General features: G+C 59.7%; 10 protein-coding genes and 2 pseudogenes. 9 read left to right on the top strand and 3 right to left on the bottom strand.

Going from position 1 to position 16,926, the window contains the following annotated elements; all coding sequences use genetic code 11:
• Nucleotides 1-13: 13 nt before the first annotated feature.
• The 9 genes and pseudogenes from ABH945_RS28590 to ABH945_RS28550 all read left to right on the top strand — a co-directional run.
• Nucleotides 14-3,211: pseudogene (locus ABH945_RS28590) on the top strand (efflux RND transporter permease subunit); the annotation flags it as partial.
• A gap of 48 nt (nt 3,212-3,259) precedes the next feature.
• Nucleotides 3,260-4,444 (top strand): efflux RND transporter periplasmic adaptor subunit, encoded by a 1,185-nt coding sequence (locus ABH945_RS28585; protein WP_429252986.1) that lies wholly within the window; start codon nt 3,260-3,262, stop codon nt 4,442-4,444.
• A 1,410-nt stretch (nt 4,445-5,854) separates the two neighbouring features.
• Nucleotides 5,855-7,231 carry an MFS transporter gene (locus ABH945_RS28580; protein WP_429252818.1) on the top strand — a complete coding sequence of 459 codons (1,377 nt, stop codon included), beginning with the start codon at nt 5,855-5,857 and terminating at the stop codon, nt 7,229-7,231.
• A gap of 5 nt (nt 7,232-7,236) precedes the next feature.
• Nucleotides 7,237-8,130 carry a hypothetical protein gene (locus ABH945_RS28575; protein WP_429252817.1) on the top strand — a complete coding sequence of 298 codons (894 nt, stop codon included), beginning with the start codon at nt 7,237-7,239 and terminating at the stop codon, nt 8,128-8,130.
• A gap of 94 nt (nt 8,131-8,224) precedes the next feature.
• On the top strand, nt 8,225-9,664 hold the full coding sequence (locus ABH945_RS28570) for a 3-isopropylmalate dehydratase large subunit (RefSeq protein ID WP_429252816.1): 1,440 nt from the start codon (nt 8,225-8,227) through the stop codon (nt 9,662-9,664).
• Nucleotides 9,665-9,667: 3 nt separating this feature from the next.
• The gene (gene leuD / locus ABH945_RS28565; RefSeq protein WP_429252815.1) at nt 9,668-10,303 is read left to right on the top strand and encodes a 3-isopropylmalate dehydratase small subunit; all 636 of its coding nucleotides are present in this window, start codon (nt 9,668-9,670) and stop codon (nt 10,301-10,303) included.
• Nucleotides 10,191-10,451 (top strand): annotated as a pseudogene (locus ABH945_RS28560) (twin-arginine translocation signal domain-containing protein); the annotation flags it as partial. The gene leuD and the pseudogene ABH945_RS28560, both read left to right, overlap by 113 nt.
• A gap of 93 nt (nt 10,452-10,544) precedes the next feature.
• Nucleotides 10,545-11,567: a hypothetical protein gene (locus ABH945_RS28555; protein ID WP_429252993.1), complete on the top strand. Its 1,023-nt coding sequence runs from the start codon at nt 10,545-10,547 to the stop codon at nt 11,565-11,567.
• Nucleotides 11,568-11,770: 203 nt separating this feature from the next.
• Nucleotides 11,771-12,064: a hypothetical protein gene (locus tag ABH945_RS28550; RefSeq protein ID WP_429252814.1), complete on the top strand. Its 294-nt coding sequence runs from the start codon at nt 11,771-11,773 to the stop codon at nt 12,062-12,064.
• Between the two features lie 176 nt (nt 12,065-12,240).
• Here the strand turns inward: ABH945_RS28550 and ABH945_RS28545 are convergent, their stop codons facing one another.
• The 3 genes from ABH945_RS28545 to ABH945_RS28535 all read right to left on the bottom strand — a co-directional run bounded on the left by ABH945_RS28545 (nt 12,241) and on the right by ABH945_RS28535 (nt 16,678).
• A complete protein-coding gene (locus ABH945_RS28545; protein WP_429252813.1) occupies nt 12,241-13,821 on the bottom strand; it encodes an aldehyde dehydrogenase (NADP(+)) in 1,581 nt (526 codons plus the stop codon).
• 8 nt (nt 13,822-13,829) lie between these two features.
• Nucleotides 13,830-15,491 carry a thiamine pyrophosphate-binding protein gene (locus tag ABH945_RS28540; RefSeq protein ID WP_429252812.1) on the bottom strand — a complete coding sequence of 554 codons (1,662 nt, stop codon included), beginning with the start codon at nt 15,489-15,491 and terminating at the stop codon, nt 13,830-13,832.
• A 266-nt stretch (nt 15,492-15,757) separates the two neighbouring features.
• A complete protein-coding gene (locus tag ABH945_RS28535; RefSeq protein WP_429252811.1) occupies nt 15,758-16,678 on the bottom strand; it encodes a LysR substrate-binding domain-containing protein in 921 nt (306 codons plus the stop codon).
• Nucleotides 16,679-16,926: the final 248 nt, after the last annotated feature.

The raw sequence follows: 16,926 nt of genomic DNA, 5'->3' as shown, positions 1-16,926 counted from the left end.
CGCCTGACCTGCCATGTGGATCGTCAAAGTTGCGCTCACTCGGCCGCACACGTTCATCGTTATGGCGATAGGCATTTTAATGGCTATGCCGTTTGTTCTGTTGACAATGCCAACAGACGTTTTTCCATCGATCGATATCCCGGTTATCAGCATCATCTGGAGTTACAGCGGATTGTCCGCATCTGACGTGGCGACCCGAATTACCGCAGTGAACGAGCGCGGTCTTACCACGACAGTGAGCAATATTCAGCATATTGAATCACAGTCGCTTCCCGGCATTTCCGTCATCAAATTATTTTTGCAACCGCGCGCAAGCGTAGAGGCGGCGCTCGCGCAGACTGCAGCACTGGAGCAATTCGAGTTAAGGCAAATGCCTCCGGGTGCCACTCCGCCGTTGATCATCACCTATTCGGCTTCGAGCATTCCGGCGATCCAATTAGGCTTGTCCAGTCGAACCATGACAGAGCAGGCTGTAGCCGACGTGGCGCTCAATTTTTTGCGACCGCAGTTGGTGACGATACCGGGGGCACAAGTTCCGGTTCCGTATGGTGGTAAGACGCGCGTGGCATCGGTCGATCTCAATTCGCGAGCCTTGCTGGAGAAGGGGCTTACACCGATCGATATCGTTAATGCTGTGACCGCCCAAAACCTGATCCTGCCGACCGGGACGGCAAAACTCGGAGAAACCGAATACACATTCGGCATGAACGGATCGCCAGCCACGATTGAAGCGCTAAACAACATACCAGTCCGCACGCTGAATGGCGCGACGACCTACCTGCGGGAAGTTGCGCACGTGCGTGACGGCTTTTCCCCTCAAACAAACATCGTACGTCAAGACGGAGTTCGGGGCGTACTGGTGACGCTCCTGAAGAGCGGTGATGCATCCACGCTTGAAGTTGTTAAAAACCTCAAGGGGCTCCTTCCGCACGTCAGCCAAACGTTGCCTCAAGACCTTAAGATCACTCCTCTTTTCGATCAGTCAGTATTTGTTAGCGGTTCCATTAACGGCGTTATCCGGGAGGCGCTAATTGCTGCTGCTCTAACTGCTGTCATGATCTTGCTGTTTCTGGGAAACTGGCGCAGCACATTGATAATTGCGGTTTCCATTCCGCTGTCGATCTTCTCTTCTTTGATTGTGCTGCATGGATTGGGCGAGACGATCAATATCATGACGCTGGGAGGCCTGGCGTTGGCTGTCGGGATCCTGGTCGACGACGCGACAGTGACAATCGAAAATATCGAGCGGCATCTGCATATTGGATCGAATCTCGAAACCGCAATCCTGGACGGGGCAGGCGAGATTGCGACACCGGCACTGGTTTCCACGCTATGTATCTGTATTGTATTCGTACCAATGTTTTTTCTGGGCGGCGTCGCCCGCTATCTCTTTACGCCGCTTGCGGAGGCGGTTGTATTTGCGATGATCGCTTCATATCTGTTATCACGTACACTCGTTCCGACCTTGGCTTTCTTGTTGATGAAGAATGCGAGGCCAGTACAGGGTAGATCGGATGTCTCCTTATTCGGCAGGGTACACCAGAGATTCGATCGATGTTTCGACAGAGTTAGAAAAAACTATATAGTTCTTCTCGGGATTCTGCTTGCAAGGCGTCGAGTATGCGCTGCAGTTTTTCTTGGTTTCTGCTTTTCGTCGATCACACTTGTTTCAGTTCTAGGCCGTGACTTTTTCCCGTCAGTTGACGGAGACGGTATTCGTCTGCATATGCGCGCCCCTAGCGGGTTTCGTATCGAAGAGACGGCCAGGCTGGCAGATAAAGTCGAGCAAGTCGTGAGAGAAGTTGTCCCACAATCCGAGCTTGACACAATTCTGGATAACCTTGGTCTGCCATACAGTGGCATCAATCTTTCTTACAGCAATTCAGGGACCATCGGCAGTCTGGACGGCGAAATTCAGATAGCGCTTAAGCAAGGCCATCGGTCGACGCGGAACTACGTCGATGAATTACGAGCGGTGCTTCCAGAACGATTCCCGGGCGTCGAATTTTTCTTCCAGCCAGCCGATATGGTCACGCAGATATTGAATTTCGGGCAGCCGGCGGCGATAGACGTCCAGGTAGTGGGTTCGAGCTTGACATCGGATATGAGCATTGCGAGTCATCTTCTAAAGCAGATACGGCAAATCCCTGGAATTGTCGACGCGCATATTCAGCAACGAAACAACGAACCTGCGTTTCTAATGAATATGGATCGTACAAGGCTTCAGGAAGTTGGCCTGACGGCGAATAGTGTTGCGCGTGATTTATTGATCTCGATGTCAGGAAGTTCACAGACATCACCGTCATTCTGGGTTAACCCGCAAAACGGCGTTGAGTACCCACTTTCGGTGCAGACTCCACAGTACGATTTATCGACGATGGACGACATTTTGCGAATGCCGGTGTCGCCCGATGGAAACGTCGCTCCTCAGTTGCTCGGAAACCTCGCTGTGCCGCAGCCCGGTGTTCAACCGGCAATTGTCACGCATTACAATATTCGACCTGCTATCGATCTTTATGTAAGTGTCGAAGGTCGTGATCTTGGATCTGCTGCGGCCGAGGTTGATCGCCTTGTAGACAAAGCTCGCGCATCGTTGCCTCGAGGTACAGATCTGGTCTTACGCGGTCAGGTCGAGACGATGCGCGCTTCGTTTTTGGGGCTAGGAGTTGGTGGCGCCGCAGCTGTGGTACTGGTGTACCTGTTGATGGTGATCAATTTCCAGTCATGGATTGACCCGCTCATTATCATCAGCGGCCTGCCTGCTGCTATCGCGGGGATCATATGGATGCTTTTCGCAACCAGCACTCATCTGAGTGTTCCCGCGCTGACAGGGGCCATCATGACAGTAGGGGTGGCGACCGCGAACAGTATTCTGGTGGTCGCCTTTGCCCGCGATCGGCTCATGTCGGGCGTGACTCCGTTAGTTGCTGCGCTTGAGGCTGGTGCGACTCGTGTGCGGCCAGTGCTCATGACCGCCGCCGCGATGATCATCGGAATGATACCGATGGCGCTTGGCTTTGGAGAGGGTGCGGAACAGAACGCGCCGCTCGGTCGCGCGGTTATTGGAGGGCTTCTGTTTGCGACTGTGTCCACACTGCTGTTCGTGCCAGTGATGTTCGCAGGAATCCATGGACGTCTTCGGCGGAAACATGTCGCCATGCCGCAGGACGACACGAACTGTAGCAATGACGATACCCGCGAGCAGAAGCCTGTCGATGGCGAAACTTTGTCACATGATGAGCAACCACCTGAAACGCCTGTGAGTGGAACCGCCACCCGGGACGCAGACGTCGGTCTACCTCCGCGATGGCTCGTCGTAAAGCGTGCGAAGATTGGGGCCGCCGTTGTGATACTGGTACTGGCCGCGGCTGCAGTGCGGGCAATATCGGAAAATCTCCGCAATTCCGGTCACGTCTCCGAAATCACTACCAAGAACGCACGTGAGTATGTCAGTGTGGTTTTGCCGTCGACAACGGCAAACAACATGAGTATTAATTTGCCAGGAACCGTTCGGGGCGTCGTCGAATCACCTATATTTGCGCGCGCAACGGGCTATGTTCTGCACCGTTACGTGGACATTGGAGAACGGGTGAAGCAGGGGCAGCTTCTGGCTGACCTCGATACCCCTGAAGTAGATCAGGAACTCAACCAGGCTGTCGCTAAACGTACCCAATTGATGTCAAGTCTTGCGCTCGCCAGGACCTCCTTACAACGCTGGCAGAAGTTGCGCCAACACGATGATGTTTCGCAGCAGGAACTTGACGAGCGCAAAAGCACGTTTGATCAGGACGTCGCCAATCTGGACGCTGCTGATGCAGATGTGCGACGCTTACAGCAGTTGGAATCATTCAAACGTATCCAGGCTCCTTTCTCGGGTGTCGTCACGCAACGTAATGTGGACATCGGCGACCTTGTCGACGCCGGGGGCGGCAACAAGTCGTTGTTCGGAATGGTAAAGCCGGAGCTCCTGAGAATTTACGTTGAGGTTCCTCAAGCGTATGTGCAAAACGTGAGGGAGGGCGAGGACGTTACCGTGACCCAACCGGAGCTTGATGGAAAGCAATTTCACGGATTCGTCTCGAATGTGTCTGGTGCAATCGATGTGTCGACGCGGTCGCTACAACTGGAGGTGCGATTAAGTAATCCCGATGGTGTGTTGCGCCCAGGCGCGTACGTCCAGGTATCGCTGGCTGCCATTTCACACGGCCCCTTGCTAATACCTGGTAATGCACTGCTATTCCGCGGCAATAGTCCACGCCTGGCGGTTGTCGACCCCAATGGAAAGGTCCGGTTGCGGCGTATCGTCATCGCGCGAGACTTGGGTGAATCGGTCGAAGTCACTAGCGGTATTGGTTCTTCTGACAGAGTTATCACCAATCCGAGCGACTTTATTGAGGATGGCGATAGTGTTGTGGTCAAGTCGGTTGAGCACTTGAAATATTAGTCCTAGTCGCTTTGCCGCTGAGTTCGGAGCACGTGCAACTGGACCTGTCTCTTATAGTTTTTCGCCGGTTGCAAATGACCGGGGGTCTTTCCTGCCGCGGTGCGACATTAGCTGATGTCAGGCAGTGCTGTATTAGTAGCGTGATAGTTGCGCGGCGAGCCGATCTCCCTTCACTACGGAAGCGCCTCCTGCCTGCATTTTTTGCGCGACAGGAAGCCATTGGTTTGCAGTCTCGGCGGGATGGTCGACAGTCGGCGCGGGCCGAATACACTCTCGTCGCCGAGCAGCGTATGAGCAACTCCGGAAGGCGGGCGTGGTCTTCCTGCGAGCCGCCAGGCTCCGGAAAGGCGTTTCTGAAGTTGGCGCCGCAGATTTCATGGTGGGAGCGTCGAGCCTCAGCGCAATGACTTGCTTGGGAAGTTCGAGGATCGACTGTTAAAAGGACATTGGCCCGGGAAGATGTGGGCGACCTCCAGACGCGAATTCCACTGGCACTGTGAACAGAAATCGATCCTCGTGCGATGCGATTGTGCGAGGAGTCAGCTCGTTTGGCGGCGGGGTTGATGGGAGTACGTGATGTGTCCCGTCCCACGCTATCGCAGTGGGAGAAGAGGACTCTCCCCAAAACGTTGACTGTCGAGCTTCTGTGCGTGCATCGGAGCGCGCGCAGAAGCTCGCGCCAGAGTACATCCAGACCGCTTCGGCTGTGCCTCCTCAGGTATGCAATGGCAGATGACGCCAGGTCGTCGACGCCAGGGGCCGAGAGGTACCGGAGGTGGGTGCGTTCGCAACTCGTTTATCTTCGCGTCAGTGAGTCGTCGGGCGTGAGGGAACTCAGCGAACCAGTTTCTCAGGACGGGGGCGTGCCAGTGATACGTTCGAGGGTCGCGTGCCGCATTCGACGTTGTCGGGAACTGCAGTCAGGGAGGCTGCGAAGCCGGGATTGCTCAAGAATGGCCACGGAAAAGCCAAATACACTGTAATTTCCCGCACAGGATTTGGGCGGAGTCGTTTAGAAATCACTACCGGTGTTCCCTCGCCGGCTTTCAGATGTACCGGATGTAATTGGTACCGGACCAACATTAGCTACGCTTGGCCCGCTGGCGTCTGGCGGAATAACGAAATGCCGGGTTCCGATCGCACCGTTCGTAGCACTTGATCTCGTCAACCGAACCATTCTTGGATGCCCGGGCGGGAATGGACTGCGACGCTTGTGCGTTCGGCAAAAGCCGATTTGCGCACGAGCAGCTAGTTGCAGGTCGAATGGCGAGTCGTCTTGAGCATATGTCTGTCTTGCAACGGCGCGAAATCTGGTGTGCATCCGTCACATAGGGGCATGTGGCAAGATCGGTTCAATGAGTTGGGGCGGCAATGACGATCCCGGCATTTCAACCGATGGTGGAGACGATAGTGTCCTTGCACGACAGCCCGCACACGCATGATCCCGACGAGGAGCCGCAGGGTTTCTGGTTATTCTCGCTGAACCGTCGCGAGCGCGTTACCTGGGCCGCCTGCTTTGGCGGACGTGTCCTCGACGCAATGGATTCGCAGGTCTACGCGCTGATGCTGCCGACCCTCATCGGCGTGTTCGCACTCACGCGCGGGCAAGCCGGCATGCTTGGCAGCCTGACCACGGTCGTCGCTGCATTCTCCACGCTGATCGCGGGCGCCGCAGCCGATCGCTTCGGCCGCTTGCGGGTCTTGCAGATTGCGATTGCGATCAGCGCGATATCGACGGCGCTTGCCGCTTTCGCGCACAGCTTCACCTATCTTGCGGTCATGCGGGCTATTCAGGGCATCGGATACGCGGCCGAGTTGACGGCTAGCTCGACGCTCGTCAACGAGATGATCCGCTCCCGTTACCGCGCCCGCGCCGTATCGGGGACGCAAAGCGGCTACGCAATGGGTTATGCAATCGCGGTGGGCAGTATGCTGGCTGTGCACGCGCTGGTGCCCGCAGATTACGCGTGGCGGGTCTTGTTCGGCCTCGGAATCATCCCGGCCCTTTACGTCATCCTGCTGCAACGCTTTGTAGGCGAGTCGGCGCTGTTTCTCGCGGCAAAAAAGACCGCGCCGGCTGCGCAGGACCAGTCCTCGCTGCTCGATCTGTTCCGGGGCAGCAATGCACGCAACACGCTCGTGACCGCCATGATTTCCGTGGGCGTGTATGGCGCGGCGCAAGTGATGATCTTCTGGTTGCCGACCTATCTGCAAAGCGCTTTTCATCTGGACGTCACGCATACGGGCGGCTATCTCGCGTTGAACATCGCGGGCTCCTTCGTCGGGCCGTGGCTGTACGGGCCAATCAGCGACCGCTACGGCCGCCGTCCCGTGTTCCTGCTGTTCCTCGCGATGCAGGCCGTGGCTGTCCCTGTCTATCTGTCCGTGAGCGGCTCGCTCGCACTGACTCTCAGCGTCGGTCTGGTCGTGGGTTTGCTGCAGGGCGGTCTCGCCACGGGCGTGCAACCGATGCTCGGCGAACTGTTTGGTACGCGAATCCGTGGCCGCGCGATTGGGCTGAACAATGCGTTCGTGCGGGCAACCGCAGCGATCGCGCCGGCAGTGGTCGGCGTCATGGCCGGACACACGGCGTTCGGCATCGCGATGATCGCGGTGGCCGTATCGCTCTACCTCTTCGCGGCCGTTGGCGTGCTGCTCGCTCCCGAAACGCGCGGGTTGGATCTGGCGGCGGATGCTAAAGATCCGGACGCTACGCCGTCCTCGCAATCAGGCCGCACGGGCGGTACGCCCGGCCCCGTTTCGCACACATCATCTGTGGAAATCTGAACACTATGATTCACCTGACCCTGCGGGCCGGCATCCGCTCGATGCCGCTGACCGACCCGTTACTGGATGGCCGCGTCGGCAGCGACCTAATCAAGCTCGAAGCGTGCGGCGCGACACCTTACACGGATACGTTCCGGCGCATGGCGCGCGATCTCGCTTACGACATTGCAGAAATGCCTGTCGCGACCCAACTCCTTCTGGCCGACGCAGGTGCACCGCTGACGGCGATGCCGATCGTGCTCGCGGGCGGCGGACTGCCTCATGCAGCGCTTGTCTGTCTGACCGATTCGGACATTCACGGTCCTGCATCGTTGCGCGGCAAACGCATTGCCATTCGCGCGTATGCGCAGACAACCGGCGTCTGGATTCGCGGCGTGCTGCAACACGAGTACGACGTCGCGCCCGCCGAACTCACGTGGGCAACGACTGAAGATTCGCATGTAGCGAGCTTTGTCGATCCGGCGAACGTGCAACGGGTCGAAGACAAAGACCTGGTTGCGCTTCTCCGGCGTCGCGAAGTGGACGCGATCGTCGCGTCGCCGCATGTCGTCAAGGGCGCGACGGATTTGCGCCCCGTGATTGAAGATGCCGCGACTGCCGCTCAGGCCTGGGCGCAACGCGAGGGTGTACATGGTGTGAACCATGTGTTGTCGGTGCAGCGCGCGCTGATCGAACGCGCGCCTTGGGCGGCCGGGGAACTTGCCCGCTGCTTCACCGCGGCGCGCGATCTCGCCGCGCACGATGCACAGGACGGCAAGCGTTTCACGCCGTACGGTGACACAGCCAACCGCCGATCGATCGACCTGATGCTGCGTTATGCCCATGAACAGCAGATGACCGCACGGCGCTTCGAATACGACGACCTGTTCATCGCCTGGCCACAAGCGTTAGAGGCGTGACGCGCTGACAACGGTTGCTGCTTAGGCGCGTCCACCAGAAACACCACTGCGGCAAGCATCGCGGATGCCGCCGGATTTACGGGAGGAACCAATTATGGGCTCGACATTCTTCGAGAAAGTCTGGAACGAACACATCGTCCACGCATTCAGCGAGCGTGAATGCCTGCTGGCTATCGACCGGCTGGTCCTGCACGACATGAGCGGAAGCGAAGCGCTGTTCCAGCTCGACAAGGCCGGTCGGGTGCCGATCAAACCGGAGATGGTGTTCTCGACGGTCGATCATTTCATCGCGACTTTTCCGGGGCGTGGGCCCAACGACGAGCGCCCGGTATCGACCGGGGGCACCGGTTCGAATACCGGCGCAGGGGTCGAACGGATGGCGATTCTGCGCAATCTGTCGAACAAGTTCGGCGTGAATTTCGCCGACGTAGGCACGCGCAACCAGGGCATCACCCACGTGATGGCGACGGAGGCGGGCATTGCATTGCCGGGCCTGATGATCGTGTGCGGCGACAGCCACACTTCGACGATCGGCGGGATCGGGGCGGTTGCGTGGGGCATCGGCGCATCCGAAGCACAGCACGTCGCAGCCACGCAGACCATCCTGCAAACGCGCCCGAAGATGATGCGCGTGACGATCGATGGCGTGCCTGGACCTAATACCACCGCGAAAGACATCGCGTTGCACCTGATCCGCCAGATCGGCGCGCAGGCAGGCGTGGGTTATGCGGTCGAGTTTGCGGGCAGCACGATACGCGATATGCCGGTCGAAGGGCGCCTCACGCTGTGCAATATGGCGATCGAGTTTTCCGCGAAGATGGCTTCGGTGCCCCCTGACGAAAAGACCTTCGCCTACCTGAAAGATCGTCAATACGCGCCGAAAGATTCCGCGTGGGACGAAGCCGTGCGTCACTGGCGCACGCTGCGCAGCGACGACGACGCGGTGTTCGACATCGAGATCCATCTGGACGTGAATGGCCTGCAACCGCAGGTTACGTGGGGGCTCAGTCCGCAACATACCGTGGGCCTCGGTGAACATGTACCCGATCCGGCCGGGGAAGCCGACCCGATGCGTCGCGCCGCGATGGAACGCGCGCTTGCATACATGCAGCTGACACCGGGTGAGCCGGTGATGGGTTTGCCGATCGACGTTGCTTACATCGGCACCTGCACGAATGCTCGGCTTTCTGATCTGCGCGAGGCTGCGAAGGTGTTGAAGGGGCATAAGGTTGCGCCAGGGGTTCAGGCCATCTGTGTGCCGGGTTCGAGTTCCGTGCGAGCGGCTGCTGAAGCCGAAGGGCTCGACAAGATTTTTATCGATGCGGGCTTCGTGTGGAACGAGTCGGGCTGCTTTGGTTGCACTGGTCTGCCAAGTGCACGTGGAGCAAGAACGATCAGTTCAGCCAACAGAAATTTCGAGAATCGTGGCGGCCTGCAAACCCGGACGCACCTCGCCAGCCCGGCGACCGTGGCGGCGAGCGCGCTTGCCGGCCGGATTGCCGATGTCCGGGACTTTGAAATCGTAGGGGTCTGACAGATGGAACCATTCGTTCGAACGACAGGTGTCGCGGCAGCGATCCAGCGCAACAACATCGATACCGACCAGATCGCGCCGGGTCTGTTTGCCGCGAACACCCCGAAGGAAAAGCACGCGGAAGCGCTGTTTCGCAACATGCGCTATCTGGGCGACGAGCCGAACCCGGAATTCGTGCTAAACCGTTCGCCGTGGGACAAGGCCGAGATCCTTGTGGTGGGCGAGAACTTCGGCTGCGGGTCGTCGCGGGAGGCGGCAGCCAAGGCGCTGCGAGCGTTCGGCATTCGCGCGGTGATTGCGCCGAGCTTCGGCGGCATCCTGTTCAACAACTGCTTTCGCAATGGGATCGTGCCTGTAGTGCTGCCGAAGGAAGTCGTCGCGCACCTGGCCGACGACGCTGACCACGCAGGCGACGGCGCACGGATCACGGTCGATCTGGAGGCGTTGACGGTCACCGATAACGCAGGCCATGCGTATGCATTCACGGCACCGGAGCAGCAGCGCACGATGTTGCTGCACGGTCTCGATGAGATCGACTTCACGCTTGGCATGCGCGCTGAACTCGAAGCGTTCTGGTCACGCGACCAGCAGCGGCGTCCATGGGTTTATCAACCCGGTAAGGCAAACGACGCGAGATAAATGCGTCTTGGTAATACATCAAACAGATCTGGCAGCGGCCGCTTCGAACAGAGCCGCGCTTCATAACAGGAGGAAGACAATGCCTTTGACTCGTCGCAATTTTTTGCGGGGGGCCGCTGCGGTCGGTGCGGCTGCGGCAACCGTGGGAAGACCCGGGTACGCTTTCGCGGAGAACAATGGGGCCGCCTCGAGCGCACTCGCGGCTGACGCCGCACGCTTTCTGCCGGCCGAGCAATTGCCGATGAAGCCCGTCATCCATTCGCCGTGGATGGCCAATGGCGTCGCGCTCACACGCGATAACACGGTATTTCTCGGCTTACCGCGTTGGCCTGGCCACGAAGTCACGCCATCGGTGGCGCGCATGGCGGCTGATGGCACGGCATGGCCGTTCCCGGGCGGCGACTGGAACAACTGGCGTCCGGGAGCGGACGGCACAAACGCGTTCGTCTACGTCAACTCGGTGCATATCTTCGATGACGACACGGTATGGGCCGTCGATCAAGGTGCATTGCGTACGGAAGTCGCGTTGCCGGGTGCGCAGAAACTTGTGCAACTGGATGCTCACACCGGCAAGGTGCTGAAAATCATCCGTTACGACGACAACATTCTGCCGCCGGGTTCGAAGCTAAACGATTTGCGGCTGCACGGTCCGCTGATCTACAACACCGATTCCGGTCTTGGGGCGATCATTGTCCACGATCAGCGAACGGGTAAGACGCTGCGCCGGTTGTCGGGCCTGTCGCAAGTTCTCGCTTCGCCCGAACCGCCCCGGCCGGGTTCCCATCATGTGACGCCGAAGGCCGATCTGATCGAGATCAGCCCGGACGGCGAGTGGCTATCGTGGGCGTCGCCAACGGGGCCCTTCCGGCGCATCCAGACCCGCTACCTGTGGGACGAGAGCATGCCGGACGCCGTTCTGGCCAATTACGTCGAGACATGGTTCGAGACGCGACTGGTCGGCGGGTCCGCGATGGACACCCTCGGCAATCTCTATCTGTCGGACATCCACGGCCAACGGGTGATCCTGCGTTCGCCGTCGGGGCAGGAGGCCGTGCTCGCATCGCACCCGGAACTGTTCAGCGCGGACGCGTCGTTCATCAGCGCCGACAGAAAACTGTATGTACCGTCGCCACAAACGGAGCGCACTGCGTTATTCGGGGGCACGGATCGCACGCAGCGGCCGTTTCTGACCTTCGTCGTGGACCTGCCCAAAGAATTCGCCGGCATCCCGCTTGGCGATGCGATCACCGGCCGGCCTGCCTGAGGGTCGCGCCGGTACGACCATAAAGAGTGCACTAGCGGAGATGAGCATGATCGTCATGTCATCTTCCGCTGGCACGTCTCGCTGAAAACACAATCCGCAACGGCATCCTGTCCCGAATCGGCGCTATGGCGGCGACTCGGGCGTGTTCGCGCAGCAGGTTCGATTCGTGGGTTCGCAGCCCCTATATCTGGAGGAGAAAGAAGATGAGCAAGTTCGTAAGTTCGTTGATAGTCAAGGCTGCCGTCGCGGTGTCGTTGGCATCTCTTGTACAGTTTGCCTGTGCGCAGCCGGCTTCCGAGCCGGGATCCGTTACGTCGAAACCTACCCGGGAGCAGCGCAAGGCGGCACGCAAGGAAGCGCGGGCTCGCAAGAACGCCGAGTTGAAAAAGCTTCAGCAGAATGGCTATAACCCCGCCGCGCGCTCTGATCTGAACTACCCGCAAGACTTGCAGAAAGCGCAGAGAAAAGCCGCCGCGGGGCAATCGGCGAGTCAGTAACTAGCAGGTTTGTTCACGCGGGCCGAGCCGCGCCGTGTTCAGACGATATCGGCTGTCGCGCTCTGCGACAAAGCCGGTATCGCTCATGACGTCCCCGTCGCATAAGTCGCAAATGTAATGTCACGGCTGCGGACAAACCGGATGCCGGCTGTCCGCAGCTATGCGGCAACGAGGATTCATTCCCGCGTCAGATCGCCGTCGACGAGACGCCAGATAGAGCGCGGATTGTCGGCACGAAGTGCTGCGGGCAGGAGCGAGTCGGGCGCGTCCTGATAGCAGACTGGTCGCAGGAAGCGCTCAATCGCGGTAGCGCCCACCGAGGTACTGCGGCCGTCGGAGGTCGCGGGAAATGGACCGCCGTGAACCATCGCGTGCGCGACTTCTACTCCAGTCGGAAAGCCATTGAAGAGAATGCGTCCAGCCTTGCGCTCCAGCAACGGCAGCAATTCGCGTGCTTGCGCATGATCGTCGTCGTCGATTTGAACAGTGGCTGTCAACTGCCCTTCGATGTGATTCAGTACCGCTTCGAGCTGGGCGTGATCGCGGCATGCGACGATCAGTGAGCTCGGCCCGAAGACCTCCTGTTCGAGTGCTGCGTTGGCAAGAAAATCGTCCGCGTCGGCGCGCAGCAGGATAGGGACCGCGTCGTACGGACCGGCGGCGTCCAGGCCACTCGCGATTTGTGTTACCCCGGAGGTCGCGGCGAGTTGCTCGACGCCACGACGATAGGCAGCATGGATGGCGGGCGTGAGCATGGTGGCCGCGATCTTCGCCGAGATCGCATCCGCCGCATCCGCGCAGAATGCATCGAGCGCCGCGCCGGCGATACCGAAAACGATGCCCGGATTGGTGCAGAACTGTCCCGCGCCAAGCGTGAGTGAGTCCACATAGTCTCGTGCAATCGATTCGCCTCTCGCCGCCAGCGCGGCCGGAAGCAATACGACCGGGTTGATGCTGCTCATTTCCGCATAGACAGGAATCGGCGCAGGGCGGCTCTGGGCAATGTTCGTCAGCGCGCGGCCGCCCTGACGCGAGCCGGTGAAGCCGATCGCCTGGATTGCCGGATGCTTCGCGAGTGCTTCGCCGATCCACGTGCCTTCGCCCAGGATCATCGAGAAAACCCCGGCGGGCATGCCGGTATCCTGAGCTGCCTTCGTTACCGCTCGCGCCACCAACTCCGATGTCCCGAGATGCGCCGGGTGCGCCTTGACGACGACCGGACAGCCGGCAGCGAGCGCCGATGCGGTGTCACCGCCTGCGATCGAAAACGCGAGCGGAAAATTGCTCGCCCCAAAAACGGCCACTGGTCCGATGCCGATGCGCTGCAGTCTCAAGTCCGGGCGTGGGGATGGCGCGCGCTCCGGCTGGGCGGTGTCGATCACCGCACCGTGCCAACGTCCGTCCCGAACGACCGAGGCGAACAGGCGCAACTGATTGACTGTGCGAATTCGTTCGCCTTCGAGGCGAGCGAGCGGCAACGCGGTCTCCAGATGAGCACGCTCGGTCAGCGCCGTGCCGAGACTTGCGATCTCCCAGGCAATCGCGTCGAGGAACTGGGCGCGTCGTTCGTCGGAAAGACGACGGTACGGATCGAACGCCAACGCCGCGAGCGAGCAGGCCCGATCGACATCATCCGGCGTCGCGCAGCCGAAAGCGGGGCTCAGCGCTTCGCCGGTCGCGGCTGCGTGTGCGTGAATGGGGCCGCGTTGACCGCTAATCGGCTGACCGCCGATCATCATGTTTCCTCGAATCTCCATTGGCGCGCTCATGCGTTAAATCGCAGCGTGGGAGTGATCTGACACGGGTCGGTGCGAAGCTCGATCAGCGCGGGCAGGCCGGACGCCTGAGCCGCTGCGAATGCCGCCGGGAAGTCGGCAGTTTTTTCGACCCGGCAAGCGAACGCACCGAACGCGTGCCCGAGCGCGACGAAGTCGGGATTGCGCAGCGCGGTCCCCGAAATGCGACCGGGGTACTCCCGTTCCTGATGCATGCGGATCGTGCCGAGCATCCCATTGTTCACGACGATCACAATCGCTGCAGCACCGTATTGAACGGCGGTCGCCAACTCCTGCGCATACATCATGAAACAGCCGTCCCCGGCCAGGCAGACGACGCTGCGCTCCGGGTTGTGAATCTTCGCGGCGATTGCAGCTGGCAGGCCGTAACCCATCGCGCCATTGGTCGGTGCGAGCTCGGTGGCGGCGCTCTTATAACGATAGAAGCGATGCAGCCAAACGGTGTAGTTGCCCGCGCCGTTCGAGAGAACCGCGTCGTCGGGCAGTACTTCGTCGAGGTGGGCGACAACCTGGGCGAGATCGACGCCATCAAGTTCGTTGCTAGCGGCCGGCGGCGTCGAAAAAGCCACGAAATCGGCACGGGCGTTTTCGGTCCACGCCTGCCAGCCAGGGGAAGGGGCTGACTCAAGCGAGTCGAGCGCGAGCGCGAAAGCACTCAGGTCTGAGACGATCGGCAGATGCGCCTGGAAAACGCGTCCGAGTTCCTGTGGATCAGGATGGACGTGGATCAGCGTTTGCCGGGGCGTCGGGCTTTCAATCAGCGTATAGCCCGACGACGTCGTTTCCGCGAGTCGCGAACCGATGACGATCAGCAGATCAGCTTTCTTCACACGTTCGGCGAGCTTCGGTGCCACACCGAGCCCCAGCATGCCGACATAGTGAGGGTCTCTGTTGTCGAACAGATCCTGACGGCGAAACGAAGCGGCGACCGGCAACTTGTTTCGGACGACAAAGCGCTTGAGCGCGGCAACGGCTTGCGCGTCCCAGCCCGTGCCCCCGACGATTACGAGCGGGCGCGACGCCGCTGCGACGCGGGTCCTTAATTCTTCGAGGGCCTGTCGATCAGGGGCGGCATGCGCGAGCCGAACAGCGGGCGCGTCCTGAGCCTCGGCGACTCCGAACAGCACATCTTCAGGCAACGCGATAACCACCGGTCCTTTACGACCCGACATCGCAATACTGAACGCTTTCGCAACGATCTCCGGAATGCGCTCGATGCTGTCGATCTCGGTGACCCACTTCGCGATGCCGCCGAACATCTGCCGGTAGTCGACTTCCTGGAATGCGCCGCGTCCCATCATCTGACGATCGACCTGGCCGATAAACAGGATCATCGGCGTCGAATCTTCGCTGGCGGTATGGACGCCATTGCTCGCGTGTGTTGCGCCTGGTCCGCGTGTGACGAAGCAGATGCCCGGGCGTCCGGTCAGCTTGCCGTACGCATCGGCCATGTTCGATGCAGCGCCTTCGTGGCGCGTGGTGATCGTGCGGATACCGGGGGTGTCGTGCAGTGCGTCGAGTACTGGCAGATAGCTCTCGCCAGGCACGCAGTAGACGGTATCGACGTGATTGATTGCGAGTGCGTCGACGAGAATGCGGCCGCCGTTGCGCCGCTCAGCAGTTTCTGACATGTACTTCAAGCTCCTTTTTTTGGCGGCGCTCCGCTTGACTATCTTCTGCGCCGTATTGCCCACGTTACGCACTGTGCAGCATGCGGGCATGCGGCCATTATGCGGGGCAAAATACAAGGAACTCGTTGTGTGATGTGCATAGCAGCTTTGCGCTTCCGGAAGCCGGGTAGTCAGTGAGCGCAAGTGGAACGCATGCTGTGCTGTTATAACTGCGTGGCTGCGTCCGCGCGGCTGGTTTGAATAAGGATGTCGTGCGGACGAAAGCGTCAGGCCGAGTGTCCTTCTGCAACCTCCGCATCAGGCCACTTACCGCCTTCGACCAGGTCGACCATGATTTGCCGGATCGCTCGCAGCACTTCCCACTGCGCGGGGATGGGCGGTCGATTTCGGCCAGAGATGATCGCCACGTCACGAACCATGTCGGGTTCGAGGCGGGTCGCTTGCAGTTTTCCGGCTTGCAATTCCTCGTAGACCGCCGCAACAGGCAGGATCGTACAGCCGCAGTTTTCCACGACGAGTTGCCTCGTGATGTAGACAGAGGAATCGCACTCCATAGCGATTTGCAGCGACTTCGAATGCTGCGCGACACATGCTTCGACTCGTGTACGGATGCCATGCGAAGGCGAGGGCACGATCATTGGCACGTCAGCTAGCCGTTCTATCGGAAAAGCCGCAGGAAGCGGCCCGAATTGCATCGGCGCAATGAAGCTCAGCCGCTCGCGCAGGATCACGTCGACGGCACCGAGGAAGGCGCGATTCTCCGGCAAATAGGCGATCGCCGCGTCGACTTCGCCGCTCGCAATCCATTCGTGAATATGACCGGCCAGGCCTTCCTTGAAACGCATCTTGATGCCCGGGTAGCGCTCCTGCAATGACTTGCCGATGGAGCCGAACAGAATCTTGGCGATGGTGGGCGGCGCGGCAAGGACAATGCTCGACGGGCCTTGATGCGCGGGAGCCAAAAGATCGGCATTGGCCTCGTCGAGCGTTTTCTTGATGCTCTGAGCGTAAGCAATCAGGCGGTGGCCGCTTTCGGTCAGCATCAAGCCACGTCCGCTACGGTAGAACAGTCGCGTATTCAGTTCCGATTCGAGAGCGGAGATGCGCCGGCTTAGTGCGGACTGGGATAACCCTATCTCGACCGCGGCTCGCGACAGATTACCGTTCTCAGCGACACCAAGAAACATCAAGAGATCTTCTGAATGCATTGTATGACCGGGCGGGAGCACGCTCAGGTTCCTTCAGAGGAACCAGCCGTCGCATTGTTGTAGGGGAAGATTCGAGTATATCGCTCCGGGCCTGCTATCGATATCGGCAGGCTGTGCGAACGAGCGTTCGCAGCGGTATGCGCAAGAGAACCTGCGTCGCGCACATAGCTGCTTTGCGTTTGGCCGATTGCATCGGCTTGGCACGTCAGGCGACACTTTCCGTACAC

Source organism: Paraburkholderia sp. GAS333 (genome assembly GCF_050435665.1).
GTDB lineage: Bacteria > Pseudomonadota > Gammaproteobacteria > Burkholderiales > Burkholderiaceae > Paraburkholderia > Paraburkholderia fungorum_A.
This window is presented reverse-complemented; position numbering and strand designations above follow the sequence as displayed.